The 13,137-nt window shown below is 68.2% G+C and carries 14 protein-coding genes; 8 read left to right on the top strand and 6 right to left on the bottom strand.

Annotated features, from left to right (window positions below; translation table 11 throughout):
* Positions 1–26: 26 nt before the first annotated feature.
* The 3 genes from F8M74_RS21150 to F8M74_RS21140 are packed head-to-tail and all read left to right on the top strand — an operon-like array spanning position 27 to position 632.
* Entirely contained in the window at positions 27–203 is a 177-nt protein-coding gene (locus F8M74_RS21150; RefSeq protein ID WP_153881031.1) for a hypothetical protein, read from the top strand.
* Positions 204–221: 18 nt separating this feature from the next.
* Positions 222–404 carry a hypothetical protein gene (locus F8M74_RS21145; RefSeq protein WP_141253969.1) on the top strand — a complete coding sequence of 61 codons (183 nt, stop codon included), beginning with the start codon at positions 222–224 and terminating at the stop codon, positions 402–404.
* Positions 405–449: 45 nt separating this feature from the next.
* A complete protein-coding gene (locus F8M74_RS21140) occupies positions 450–632 on the top strand; it encodes a hypothetical protein (protein WP_141253968.1) in 183 nt (60 codons plus the stop codon).
* Between the two features lie 45 nt (positions 633–677).
* Here the strand turns inward: F8M74_RS21140 and F8M74_RS21135 are convergent, their stop codons facing one another.
* The 3 genes from F8M74_RS21135 to F8M74_RS21125 all read right to left on the bottom strand — a co-directional run bounded on the left by F8M74_RS21135 (position 678) and on the right by F8M74_RS21125 (position 2,618).
* On the bottom strand, positions 678–1,106 hold the full coding sequence (locus F8M74_RS21135; protein WP_163884516.1) for a hypothetical protein: 429 nt from the start codon (positions 1,104–1,106) through the stop codon (positions 678–680).
* Positions 1,103–1,567 (bottom strand): hypothetical protein, encoded by a 465-nt coding sequence (locus F8M74_RS21130; protein WP_240462301.1) that lies wholly within the window; start codon positions 1,565–1,567, stop codon positions 1,103–1,105. Before F8M74_RS21130 ends, F8M74_RS21135 begins: the two co-directional genes overlap by 4 nt.
* 814 nt (positions 1,568–2,381) lie before the next feature.
* The gene (locus tag F8M74_RS21125; RefSeq protein WP_228559211.1) at positions 2,382–2,618 is read right to left on the bottom strand and encodes a SelT/SelW/SelH family protein; all 237 of its coding nucleotides are present in this window, start codon (positions 2,616–2,618) and stop codon (positions 2,382–2,384) included.
* 188 nt (positions 2,619–2,806) lie between these two features.
* Here F8M74_RS21125 and F8M74_RS21120 point away from each other — a divergent pair, with 188 nt between their 5' ends.
* Positions 2,807–4,249 (top strand): aminotransferase class I/II-fold pyridoxal phosphate-dependent enzyme, encoded by a 1,443-nt coding sequence (locus F8M74_RS21120; RefSeq protein ID WP_141253966.1) that lies wholly within the window; start codon positions 2,807–2,809, stop codon positions 4,247–4,249.
* Positions 4,250–4,321: 72 nt separating this feature from the next.
* Positions 4,322–5,041, top strand: coding sequence for a glycosyltransferase family 2 protein (locus tag F8M74_RS21115; RefSeq protein WP_141253965.1), 720 nt, complete (start codon positions 4,322–4,324; stop codon positions 5,039–5,041).
* Positions 5,042–5,083: 42 nt separating this feature from the next.
* On the opposite strand, the gene F8M74_RS21110 is transcribed toward F8M74_RS21115, so the two are convergent.
* Positions 5,084–7,183, bottom strand: a complete 2,100-nt coding sequence (locus F8M74_RS21110; protein ID WP_141253964.1) for a cation:proton antiporter — start codon at positions 7,181–7,183, stop codon at positions 5,084–5,086.
* Between the two features lie 139 nt (positions 7,184–7,322).
* Positions 7,323–7,775, bottom strand: a complete 453-nt coding sequence (locus tag F8M74_RS21105) for a hypothetical protein (protein ID WP_228559209.1) — start codon at positions 7,773–7,775, stop codon at positions 7,323–7,325.
* A gap of 388 nt (positions 7,776–8,163) precedes the next feature.
* Between F8M74_RS21105 and F8M74_RS21100 the strand changes: the two genes are divergently transcribed.
* The 3 genes from F8M74_RS21100 (at position 8,164) to F8M74_RS21090 (ending at position 12,080) form a co-directional block, all read left to right on the top strand.
* Positions 8,164–10,140, top strand: a complete 1,977-nt coding sequence (locus F8M74_RS21100) for a hypothetical protein (protein ID WP_141253962.1) — start codon at positions 8,164–8,166, stop codon at positions 10,138–10,140.
* Positions 10,141–10,324: 184 nt separating this feature from the next.
* Entirely contained in the window at positions 10,325–10,876 is a 552-nt protein-coding gene (locus tag F8M74_RS21095; RefSeq protein WP_141253961.1) for a hypothetical protein, read from the top strand.
* 169 nt (positions 10,877–11,045) lie between these two features.
* Positions 11,046–12,080, top strand: coding sequence for a rod shape-determining protein (locus F8M74_RS21090; RefSeq protein ID WP_002638062.1), 1,035 nt, complete (start codon positions 11,046–11,048; stop codon positions 12,078–12,080).
* Between the two features lie 206 nt (positions 12,081–12,286).
* Here F8M74_RS21090 and F8M74_RS21085 read toward each other — a convergent pair whose 3' ends face one another.
* On the bottom strand, positions 12,287–13,021 hold the full coding sequence (locus tag F8M74_RS21085) for a glutathione S-transferase family protein (RefSeq protein WP_171410348.1): 735 nt from the start codon (positions 13,019–13,021) through the stop codon (positions 12,287–12,289).
* Positions 13,022–13,137: the final 116 nt, after the last annotated feature.

The raw sequence follows: 13,137 nt of genomic DNA, 5'->3' as shown, positions 1-13,137 counted from the left end.
AGGGCGCATGAGCGCTTCCCCCCCGCGTGCGTGGCGCCACGTTGGCCACGTCGAAGGAGACGCCCAATACCAACGTCCAGGCGTTGATGTCGTACGAGTTGATGACGAAGGGCCGGTCCATCGGGTTCTTCATCGAGAACCGCAGCCTGCGCTTGTTCGACACGCACCGAGACAGGCGCTTCATCATGAGCAACCAGGGGTAGTCGGACCAGCGCGACCAGATGTGGCGCAACCTCTGGAATCCGCTGAAGACGCTGGTGGCGAATCTGAAGGCGACGCCGTACGGGATGACGAGGAAGAGCTACTACGACTTCACCACCATCGTCCTGGCGTCGAAGATGGAGCGGACCATCTCTGGCGACGTGGAGTCCATCCTGTCCAACTCGAGCCTGACGAACGCGTAGAAGTACACCGAACTCATGGGCCAGGATTACTGCCAGCATTGGCGCGTGAGCAGCGCGGCATTCCTGGGTGGCACGTTGCGCGGGAACCGACAGTACGGCCTCGTGGGCAGCACCTCATTGGAGGGCACTCCGCTCATGCCGGACAGCACGTTGGACCCGGCGTACAACTCGGACACGGGCCTGCTGGTGCCTGCCCGGACGAAGAGCCCGACCAGCGCGATTACATGACCGGCCCGCGCTGACGTACATCAAGCGGTAGGCGGGCGCGCGCCGTCATTGCTGGACCGCCAGGATGCGCCATCCCTGGGTGTCCACCGCGTAGGTGGCGCCCGCGTCATTGATGGCGCCTTCCTGCTCGCAAGCGCCCGGGCTGAGCGTGAAGCGGACGAACAAAATCCCCTCTGGCCCGGGAATGGTCGTCACGTCGAACGACTCTCGCTGATACATGCAGACTTCATCTATCGTGGCGCCTCGGTGGGGCTTGACGTCGCGGGGCCGGAAGTCATCCATGGCGAGTTCAATCGCCGCGGCAACGGGGCCCGGGACTCGTATCAGCCCCTGCTTCTCCTCTTCCGACAGTGCGAATGGAAAGGTGACCTTCGCGGCTTCCTCAGGTGGAGCCCGCACGGGACGGAAGGGACGCTGGAGCAGCGAGCACCCCGAGAGACCAACGCAAAACACCAACCATACCACGCGTTTCATGGCTCGACCTTGGTAACAATTCCGAACGGCTTGTCTTCGGGAAGGATGTACCCGACCAGTTTCCACCGCTGCCCTTCTCTCGCGAAAACCTCGCCGGGCCGGCTCTCCCCCACGTACGGGATGAGCTTCATGACACGACACGCGGTGTCGAATTGGATTCGCAGCAACCAACGCTGACTGTGACTCCATAAGTCCCGGTCAGACATCGGCGACGGCTGCCACGGATGACTGTGGTAGTCCGCGATGATGGAGGTGCGCCCTCTCTCGTCGACCACGAAACGCGGTGAATAGCACTGCTTGCGCGTCTCCGGGTACATCAGGATGGTCTTCCCGAGCGGCGAGCCATAGCTCGCATAGTAGACGCCGTTGACGCTGTAGATGACCCCACAATACTCCTGGCCATAGGCCCCTGCGCTTGCGCGAGGCAGCTTCATGATGGCCGGGCACAGTTGGTCAATCACCTCATCCACGTCCTGCGACGGCCGTATTTCCTCCCACGGCCCGCGGACCCAGACGTCCCCTGCACGCCGTCCATAGAAATTACCATCCCCTTTCCGGGTGTACCAATCACCGCTGCTACATGCAGACATCATCGCAAGAAGCATCCCGGCCCAACGCTTCATTGAAGTCCCCATACGCCAACTGGCCCCATCTTACTGACCGGCTCATGCCTACGATCCCACCGTCAGGAAGTACGATGGGTCATTCAGGAAGACAGATACTTGGGACACCATGCGCCGAGCCAATACACCGCATTCCTCTCGGACACCTCGACTCGGAACAACTACAAACAATCTCGCAACTCCGATACGCCTTGAACCGCCCCCACCATGGCGCCACTTTGGGGTGAGTTCCTGGCTACCAACTCCTACAATAATGTGCTGAGCCCGGATGATACAATCCCTCCGCGCCAGGACAGTCTTCATCAGCGCGACAGGGGCCGTATGTCCCCGTAAAGAACCAGGTCACTGAAAATGCAGCACCGACAATGAGTACATATTTGAGGATGGAAACACTACGAGAGACCATTGACTCCTCGGCATCCTGCGTACACCAACTCAATCTCTGCTGCCGAACGAACTGTTCTTCAGCATACAGCGTCGCCCCCATCAGCAGGGCACCAACGTTCAGGCCATGAGATGCCGCGCTCCGAGCGGGCATTGCTCCCACCCCAAAACCAGTGAGCCCTGTCTGCGAAACATGGGCGCGTCGTGAGGCCAGCCAGCACCCCACTCGCGCCCAGCATCTCATGAATCGACAACATCAATCCGCCCGCTACCGCCCCAGCACCTTCGCCACCGCGTCCACCACCTCGTGGTCCGTGGGGAATGCGAGCGACGCCTTCCGGATGACGACCTTGCCATCCACGGCGACCTCGTAGCTGCCCGAAGGGCCCGGCAACAACTCCGCCTCTACATCCAGCTCATCCCTCAACGCGGCCGCCGCACGGGCGGCCCGAGGCCTGTAGCCTCAAGCGGTACAGTAGGTAATCGTCACCTTCGGGTCGGCCATGGCCATCCTCCTCACGTGAGCGGGGCACACGGCATGCGCGCCCCATGCGCCAGACTTAGTGCGCGCCACCACCACACGCCACCCCGCCTGCTCACTCGCCCCTTCTTACCAAGGGTTCTCCGCACACCCGGTAACGGACGAAGGGACCATTCCGCCCTCACAGCGGCGAGGCTAGGGTCCGCCGCGCCATGACGGACTTTCGAGCGCGAATCGCCGCCGCCTACGACGCTGACGCCTTCCGCCGTGAATCCCACCGGTTGATGGACACGCTCTCCGACTACCTCGCGCGCACCACCCGCGCCGAAGGTCCCGTGCTCCCCTGGGCCGCCCCCGCGGTGAACGTGGACCGCTTCGCCGCGGCCTTCCCCGAAGCGCCCACGGGCGATTTCGCAGACCTCATCACCCGCGTCCTCTCCGGCTCCAATCATCTGCACCACCCACGCTACGTGGGCCACCAGGTGACGGCCCCCGTGCCGCTTGCGGCCCTGTGCGACGCGGTGTCCTCCCTGCTCAACAACGGCATGGCCGTGTACGAGATGGGCCCCGTCTCCACCGCCATGGAGCGCAACGTCCTGCGCTGGATGGCCGCGCGGCTCGGCCTGCCCGAAACAACCGACGGCGTCCTCACCTCCGGCGGCTCCCTGGGCAACCTCACCGCCCTGCTCGCCGCGCGGCAGGCCAAGGCCGGCTACGACGCATGGAACGGCGGCGCCCACGCCGGCCCGCCCCTCACCGTGCTGGCCGCCCAGACGACGCACTACAGCCTCGCCCGCGCCACCCGCATCATGGGCTTTGGCGAAGGCGGCGTGACGCCCGTCCCCGTGGACGAACGCTTCCGCCTGCGCCCCGAGGCACTCGACGCCGCGCTCGAGTCCGCCACGCGCGCTGGACGCAAGCCCATCGCCGTGGTGGCCAGCGCCGGCTCCACCGCCACCGGCGCCTTCGACCCACTGGAACCCGTGGCCGACTTCTGCGAGCGCCACGGCCTCTGGTTCCACGTCGACGGCGCGCACGGCGCCTCCGCCGTCCTCAGCCCCGCCCACCGGCACCTCGTGCGCGGCATCGACCGGGCGGACTCCGTCATCTGGGACGCCCACAAGGGCCTGCTGATGCCCGCGCTGGTGACGGCCGTCCTCTTCCGCGACGGCGCCCGCTCCTTCGAGTCCTTCGCCCAGGAGGCCAGCTACCTCTTCCACGGCGACGCGGAGCGCCCCTGGAGCGACGTGGCCCTGCGCACCCTGGAGTGCACCAAGGAGATGATGGCCCTCAAGGTGTACGCCTGCCTCGCCGTGCTGGGCACCCGGCTCTTCTCCGACGCGGTGACGGAGTCCTACGAGCAGGCCCACCGCTTCGCCCAGCGCCTCTCCGCCGCCAGCGACTTCGAGGTCGCCGTGCCGCCCGAGTGCAACATCCTCTGCTTCCGCCACACGCCCGCGCACGTCCCCGCCGAGCAGTGGGACACTCTCCAGACTAAGCTGCGCGAGCGCCTGGTGACTCGCGGAGATTTCTACCTGGTGCAGACAAAGCTGCCCCATGGCGTCTATCTCCGTGTCACCCTCATCAACCCGCTCACCACCGACGCGGACCTGGACGCCCTCATGGACGCGCTCCGGGCCGCGGCGCTCCGCTGAACGCCGCGGCCCACACCTTCCGTGCCAGAAGATCGCCCCATGACGCAAAATGCGGTACAGCCGCAAAACGCCATGCTCGTCTCACTCGTCATCCCCGTCTACAACGAGATTCCCACCCTCGCCGAACTGCTGCGCCGCTGCGTCGCCGTCGACTTCCCGAAGGAGCTCGTCCTCATCGACGACTGCTCCAAGGACGGCAGCCGCGAATTCCTGCGCCAGCTTCAGGAGCAGGGTGTGGGCCTGTTGGGCGGTACACCGCGCAACCGCAACGAGGTGCGCGTCCTCTTCCAGGAGAAGAACCAGGGCAAGGGCGCGGCGCTGCGGCGAGGCTTCACCGAAGCCATGGGTGACATCATCATCGTCCAGGACGCGGACCTGGAATACGACCCGCGCGACATCCCCAACGTCATCCAACCCATCATCGACGGGGTTGCGGACGTCGTCTTCGGCAGCCGCTTCACCGGCACGCCCCGGCGCGTCCTCTATTACTGGCACACCGTGCTGAACAACGTGCTCACCACGCTGTCCAACATGACCAGCGGCCTGAACCTCACCGACATGGAGACCTGCTACAAGGCCTTCCGCGCCGAGGTGCTGCGCTCCGTGCAGGTGGAGGAGGACCGCTTCGGCTTCGAGCCGGAAATCACCGCCAAGGTGGCCCGTGGCCGCTGGCGCGTCTTCGAGGTGCCCATCAGCTACCACGGGCGCACCTACGAAGAGGGCAAGAAGATTGGCTGGAAGGACGGCGTACGCGCCCTCTACGCCATCGCCAAGTACAGCGTGAAGCGGTAGGCCCCGGGGGCGGAACGAACGCCGCCCCCAGGCCCGTGTCCCTTACACCTGGGCGCCCGTCGGTTCCGGCGCCGAGGCGGGCGCCGGTGCACCGGTGAGCAGGCTCTTGGCCGCCTCCACCGCGTCCTGCGTGCCCGTCAGCGCCAGCACGTCACCCGGCTGCAGCACCTCCTGCGCGGACGGCACGGACACGCTCGAGTCCCCGCGCCGGATGGCCAGCACCGTGGCCCCCGTGAGGCCGCGGAGGTTCACCTCGGCCAGCGTCTTCCCCGCCGCGGGACTGGAGGCCTCCAGCCGCACGGGCACGGGCTCGCCCAGGCCCGGGAGCACCTTGGAGACGTGGTCCAGCGCGTGCTCATCCGCGCCCGGCTCTCGCGAGTGGGACTGCGCCGCCAGCGCCTCCACGATGACCTGCGCGCCCGCGCGGACGTGGCCGTGCAGGTTGGTGGCGCCTCGCCAGAACGTCACGCCCAGCGCGCCAATCAGGGCCAGCACGACGAGGGGGCCCATGGCGCCCCGGACGAAGGGCTGGGTAATCGCCACCACGGGCACGCTCACCAGCAGGATGATGCCCAGTTGCAGCGTCACCAGCAGCACGCGCCGGGGCGCCGCCGCCAGGTCCACCCGCCCGTCCTTCCGCCCGGGCAGCGCCGCCTCCGCCAGTTCCTCGCCCAACCGGCGCGCCACCTGCACCACGCCCACCAGGAACGGGATGGAGAGCAGCACCGCGCTGCCCAGGATGATGTAGCGGGACAGGTTCTCATCGATGCCCAGCCGCTGCTCGATGAGGGAGCCCAGCTTGCCCGCCGTCAACGACGTGCCAATCACCAGGACAATCAGCAACACGGCGTCCAGCACCATCAACCGCGCCAGCCGCCGCACCGAGGCCCCGAACGTCTGGCGCCGGGGCGCGTCGCGCAGCCGCTCAACCCAGGTGCCGTACAACGTCACGAACGTCTGCAGCGGCTTGGGCAGCTTGCGGTCCACATAGCTGGCCACCGGCCCCGACACGCGAATCAGCAGGGGCGTCGTGAGCGTCGTAATCGCCGAGACGGCCACCGCCACCGGGTAGATGAAGTTGCCCGTGGCCTTCAGCGACAGGCCCAGGCCGGCGATGATGAAGGAGAACTCGCCAATCTGCGCCAGGCTCATGCCCGCCTGCACGGAGGTCCGGGTGCTGTGCCCCGTGAGGAACGCGCCCAGCGTCACGCTGAAGAGCTTGCCCACGATGACCACGACCGTGAGCACCAGGATGGCGGCCCAGTGCTCCGCGATGAGCGCCGGGTTGATGAGCATGCCCACGGAAACGAAGAAGATGGCCGCGAAGATGTCCTTCACCGGCTGCACCAGGTGCTCCACCACCTTCTCCTCGCCGGACTCCGCCACCAGCGAGCCCGCCAGGAAGGCCCCCAGCGCCACCGAATACCCGAAGGCCTGCGCCAGCAGCGCCACCGCGAAGCAGATGCCCACGCTGGCCACCAGGGTCGTCTCCGGCTTGTTGAGCTTCACCACGTAGCGCACCGCGCGGGGGATGATGAACAGCCCCACCACCACCAGCCCGACGAGGAACGCCACCAGGCGGCCCGTCGTCAACGACAGCTCCCCCACGGACAGGCCGGTGCCAGAGGAGATGGCCGTCAGCGTCGCCATCAGGAGGACGGCGATGAGGTCCTCGACGATGAGGACGCCCACCACCAGCTCCCGCAGCCGGCCCCGGATGTTCTGCTCGTCGAAGGCCTTGGCGATGATGGTGGTGCTGGACACCGCGATGAGCGCGCCAGTGAAGAGGCTCTCCAGGGTGGTCCACCCGAAGGCGCGCCCCACCACGAAGCCCAGCCAAATCATGATGCTGCACTGGATGACGGCGGTGACTCCCGCCGTGGGCCCCACCGCGAACAGCTTGCGGAGGCTGAACTCCAACCCCAGCGAGAACATCAGGAGGATGACGCCCAGCTCCGAGAGCGTCGTCACCACCTCCGGGTTGGCGACGAGCGGAATTGGCAGGTACGGGCCGACGACGAGGCCGGCCAGGATGTAGCCCAGCACCACGGGCTGGCGAAGCTTCTGGAAGAGGACCGTCGTCACTGCCGCGACGCACAGGACGACGGCAATGGCTTGGAGGACCTCGTGGGCTCCATGCATCGGTACACCTCGAAAAAAACAACCTAACGGAAGATTGAGGTTCGGACCGGCCCGGCGGCGTGCGTCGGACCGCGCATCATGCGGGAGGAAACGAAGAAGGCAGGCGCGTTACCCGCCGGCCCGATTCCGAGCGCAGTCTTCAGCCGCGCGCGGGAGGCCCGCGCAACGACTGGGTGACGAGCGTCGGCCGGTCACCGGCGTTGCCGCCTCGCACCATCAGGGCCGCGGAGCGCAGCAGCCGGACGGTGTCGGTGGCAACGGCCCGCCGCCGTTCTCGAGCCTGACGGTGGGCTTCTTCATAGAAGCCCGGCTGGTAGGACTCTCGTTCCCGGCCCAGGGTCGGTTTCGTCTTCACCCCGGCCGGGGCGCTCATCACCGCGGCCCAGGTGTCGCTCCCCACCCCGGCCAGGCGCCCACAGCGCCACTGGCGGGTGCGCTTGCCCACGAAGGCCACGCTGCTGCGGTCCACCCGCGCGCCGTTTCCCTCGGAGGGCCCGTACACGGCGTGGACCTCGGCGGCCACCACCTGTTCCAGCACGTTGATCCACGGCACGGACGCAAGTGCCGTGCCCAGGGCAATGGCCAGCAGCATCCCCCGCGCGCGTCGCCCGGGTGGGGATAGCGGAGCTGTCGGGCTGGCTGAGCACATCCGCTTCTCCTGTATTACGCGGGTGCCACCCAGTAAAGCGCTCCCCTGCGGCGGGAAAACGCCAATCCAGCGCTCGGCGGCCAGGTTTCTGCCGCACCGACGAAACTCTTCCGCCTCATTTCCTGAGAATCCCCGCAGCCCTCACAGAGTACCCGCTCTTTCTAAAGGGCAGGAGTCGTCCATGCCTGCTTTCAAGACTCGACACTGCTGAGGGCCTCGGCTGGCCCGCCACAAGGCCCCAGCCGGCACCACACCCCTGAAGCGCGCACGCGCTGCGTCCCGCCCCCGCGAGACGACCCACGGCCGTGACAGCCTGGAGAAGGAAGCCCCCATGGGAATCGGAAAACTGATTGGCGGAGCGGCGGACGCGGCGAAGCGGGCCGCCGAGGCCGCGGCGAAGCGGGCGGCGGAGGCGGCCCGGCGCGCGGCGGAGGCGGCGGCGCGCAAGGCCGCGGAAGCCGCGGAGCAGGCGGCGGCCAAGGCGCAGGAGGCCAAGGAGAAGATCTCCAACGTGGCCCAGGAGCGGACCCGGGACGTCTTCGAGGGCGCCAAGGACAAGGCCGGTGACGCCGTGGGCGGGGTGGCCAACGCCACCAAGAGCGTCGTGGGCGGCGTGGCCAACGTCACGCAGAACGTTGTCGAGGGCGCCAAGGACAAGGCCGGTGATGCCGTGGGCGGGGTGGCCAACGCCACCAAGAACGTCGTGGGCGGCGTGGCCAACGTCACGCAGAACGTTGTCGAAGGAACCAAGGACCGGGTGCAGGACGCGGCGGGCAACGTGCGCAATGCCGCCGGTGACGTGTTCGAGGCGGGCCGCACCGCGACCCAGCGCACGCTGAGCGCCACCGGCGTCGCGGCGAACGTCACCGCGAATGGCCTGGGCAATGTCCTCCAGGAGGCGGCGGAGCGGGCGGGCCCGGTGCTCGACAAGGCGACCGACATCGCCGCGGACGGCCTGGACCTGGCGGGCCGGGCCATCCAGGACGCGCCCACGCTCAACCCCCTGCAGGGCATCGGCAACGACATCATCGGCGGGGCACTCCAGGGCGCGGCCGACGTGGTGCGCGACCCGGTGGACACGGCCCGGGCCATTGGCGACGCGGTCAACCTCAACCGGCAGGTGGACCAGCTCAAGCCGGGTGAGAGCACCTCCATCAGCCTCTACGCCGAGGCCAACGGCGCGACCCTGGCCGGCAAGGTGAAGGGCACTCTGGGCGTCAGCCGCAGTGAGGAAGAGGGCGGCGGCTACACGGTGTCCGTCACCGGCGAGGTGGGCGCGGGCGTCGCGGCCAAGCTGGGCGCCAAGGGCGCGGCGGACGTGGGCGCAGAGGCCTTCGGCACCGCCGGGGCCACGGTGGAGTTCAAGTTCGACACGGCCGAGGAGGCCAAGAACGCCACCCGCATCATCGCGGCCTCCACCGCCACCGCGGGCGCCGCCGCGAGCAACCCCGTGCTGGGCGCGGGCGTGAATCAGGTCCTCGGGGATCCGCTGTCGGACCTGGCGGGCCTGACGAAGAACATGAGCGCCGTGGAGTTCAAGCTGGGCGCCGAGGCCAGCGTCAACGCCGAGCTGGGCATGAAGGGCCTGCCGGAGGCCATCAGCGCGGGCGCCGGCGCGAGTGCCGGAATCAACCAGAGCACCACGGCCCGCATCGAGATGGAGGGCGGCAAGCCCCAGAAGCTGACCCTCAAGCAGAGCCTCGAAATCAACGGCAACGCCAGCGCGTCCGCGGGCGTGGGTATCCCCACCGGTGGCGGGGACTCCGTGTCGCTGCCCACCAACGCGTCCGCGGGTGTGTCCGGTTCGCTTGGGGTGGAGCTGGAGCAGAGCGTGGAGCTGCCCGAGGGCTTCAACCCGACCGACTTCATCAAGGACCCGAAGGGCACCGCTCGCGAGATTGGCGCCAGCGTGCGTGACACCCATGAGGCCAAGCTGACACTGACCGACTCGCGTCAGGCCAACGCGTCCGCGCTGGGCCTGGGCGGCGCGACGGGCCGCGAGGTGAAGGCGGAGATCAGCGGCAACATCAACGACATCGCCACCAGCGGCGCCTTCGGCAGCATCGCCCGGGGCGACGTGGGCCAGGCGCTGAACCAGCTCAAGGACAAGGTCGAAATCAAGGCCACCGTCCAGGACAAGCACAAGGTCACCGGCGACTTTGGCGTGGGCATCCACGCGGGCGTGGGCGGCGGCGAGGTCGGCCTGTCCACCGAGCGCACCTACGTGGGCGAGGAGCAGGACCTCAACGCGGCCCAGCTCGCCGAGCTGTACCTCACGCAGCGCTGGTCGGCCGGCATCCCGGGCTGAGCCGGCGCTGTCGGGGGCCCGCCCGCCCTGGACGGGCTCCTGGGCGTGTGGGCCCGTGTCGTCCGAGTTGGATTCCCCCTGGGGACATGCACACCGTCCGCCATGGCACAGCCAAGGCAGGCGGCCAGCACCGACCCCAGGGGGCGGGAGTGCCCCTTCTGCGGGGCAGCCTTAGCTTTCCGAGGTGCTTTCAAGATTCCTCGTCTATGGGTGTGTGGGTTGGGTGCTCGAGGTGATGTTCACCGGCACGGGGGCCGCGCTGAAGAAGGACCGGAACGCCACGGCGCGCACCTACCTGTGGATGCACCCCATCTACGGAGGCACGGCTCTGGCGCTGGAGGAGGTCTCCGCCCGGCTCAAGCCCCTGCCCCGGCCGCTGCGGGCGCTGGCCTACACGGCGCTCATCTTCGGCGCGGAGTACGGCACGGGCTGGTTGCTCAAGCGCCTGCTCGGCCGCTGCCCGTGGGACTACACGCCGCACAGGTGGAGCGTGCACGGCCTCATCCGGCTGGATTACGCCCCGGCCTGGTACCTTACCGCCCTGCTGTTCGAGCCCGTGCGTGACACGCTGCTCCACGTCACCAGCGAGGCCCTGCGCCAGACGCCGGAGTACCGCGACGCCGAGGCCCAGGGGACGCTGCCGCCCACGGCGCACCCCGAAGAGAAACCGCTGGAGGCGGGGCTGGTGGCGGCGCGCTTCGAGTCGGTGCAGGCCGAGCCCACGCCCATTCCCTGAAAGCCGGAAGCGCCGCGCCTGCGTCCGCTGGCCGACTGCCCTCCAGGCGGATGTGAAAGCCGCTACCGGCTTTTCTTCCTCCATGCTGCGTCGCGTAGTACCTTGGCCCGTGTCTGCCCCCGCTATGACGGGGAAATTCCGCCGACCCCCCGAAAGTTCCCGCCCCCGTATGTTTGACTGGCTTCACACCCTCTTCTCGCGTGACCTCGCCATCGACCTCGGCACGGCGAACACGCTCATCTACATCCGCGGCCAGGGCATCGTCTCCAACGAGCCCTCGGTGGTGGCCGTCCAGCATGACGCGCGCGGGGGCAAGAAGGTCCTCGCGGTGGGCAAGGAAGCCAAGGAAATGCTCGGGCGCACCCCGGGCAACATCGTTGCCATCCGTCCGATGAAGGATGGCGTCATCGCGGACTTCGAAATCACGGCCGCGATGCTGCGCTACTTCATCCAGAGCGCGCACAACCGCAAGACGCTCGTCAATCCGCGCATCATCATCGGCATCCCCTCCGGCATCACCGAGGTGGAGCGCCGCGCGGTGCGCGAGGCGGCGGCCAACGCGGGCGCCCGCGAGGTCTACCTCATCGAGCAGCCCATGGCGGCGGCCATTGGCGCGGGCCTTCCGGTGACGGAGCCTAGCGGCAACATGATTGTGGACATCGGCGGTGGCACGTCCGACGTCGCGGTCATCAGCCTGGCCGGCATCGTGTTCGCCAAGAGCGTGCGCATCGGCGGCGACAAGCTGGACGAGGCCATCATCCAGTACGTCAAGCGCAAGTACAACCTGCTCATCGGTGAGCGCACGGCGGAGCTCATCAAGATGGGCATCGGCACCGCGTACCCGACGGACGAGGTCATGACCATGGAGATCAAGGGTCGCGACCTGGTGGCCGGCGTGCCGCGAACGCTGACGGTGTCCAGCGACGAAGTGCGTGACGCGCTGGCGGAGCCCGTCAACGGCATCGTCGAGGCGGTGAAGCTGACGCTGGAGCGCACCCCGCCCGAGCTCGCCGGCGACATCGCCGACCGCGGCATCGTGCTGGCCGGTGGCGGCGCGCTGCTGAAGAACCTGGACACGCTGCTGCGCGAGGAGACGGGCCTGCCCGTGTTCCTCGCCGAGGACCCGCTCTCCGCCGTCGTGATTGGCGCGGGCAAGGCGCTGGAGTCGCTCGACATCCTCCGGCAGGTCTGCCAGCCGGGCTGAGCCTCCGGGCCTCGGCTCCACGGCGCCACCTCTCACGAGGTTGGCGCCGTTTCGCTTTCAGGGCGCTGTTTGACAGGTCCGCGTGCAAGGGATTGCTGCGCATGGACGCGGAGCTGCCCGACGCGTCCGGCGGCAGCATGTCCGTCCTGTTCGACTTCGAGAAGCGCACGGGCACCACCCCGCCGGCGCCGTGACGTGCGCGTGGATCAGGGACGGCGGTGCTTCGCATAAAGGCCGTCCCGCCACTCGAGCAGGTCCGGGAAGCGGGAGGCGAGCGCCGCGTCGCTCCACACCGCTCGCGTCCCCGGCCCCAGGGGAAGGTAGCCGTCGTCCACCGCCCTCACGAATTGGAGCATCAGCGCGGCCGTGATGTCCGCGTAGCTGAAGCGCGACAGCAGGTAGTCCCGGCCGCCCAGGGCTTCACGCAGGCGCTCCAGCGTGGGGATGACCTTCTCATGGACGGCGGCGGCGATGTCCACGGGTGCTTGGTGTTTGCGGGCCACGAAGCGCGCGCCCAGCCTCGCGGACGGTGCCAGGACCGACCGGAGCCCCGCGGGCAGGAAGGCGGGAAGGCTCTCCACCTGGGCCTGACGACTCTCCAGCAACGCCGCTACCACCTTGGCGCGCGCCGCGGAGAGCACCTGCTCGCTGTCGTCCTCCCAGCGCTGAATCACCGGGAGGTTCGTGGCGGGAAAGAGTGGCTCCCCCTGCCCCAGCTCCTCCGCGCGCCGCGCGATGACGAACGAGCCGGGAAAGGCTTCGCCCTCGTCGATGAGCAATGGCACGGCGGGCCGCACGCCACGCGGCGTACGCCAGCGCAGCAGCGGCTCGCCGATGAGCGGCAAGTGTTCGCGGTAGCGATAGGCGACGCGGTGGTGGTCCAACGCCCAACGGGTCTTCTCCGTCCAGGGCGAGTAACTGAGTCCATAGAGTGTGCGCATGCCGCCCGGGACAGTACGCCCGGGCGCCTGCACCACTCCAGGCCCGCTGACGATTCAAACCCTCGCAGCACCCCCCGAGCCCGGCGTTATGTCTTCCGCCAACGCATGCCGTGGTC

The organism is Myxococcus sp. CA023, assembly GCF_010998615.1.
GTDB lineage: Bacteria > Myxococcota > Myxococcia > Myxococcales > Myxococcaceae > Myxococcus.
Note: the sequence above shows the minus strand (reverse complement) of the source record. Positions and strands in the feature narration are given on the sequence as shown.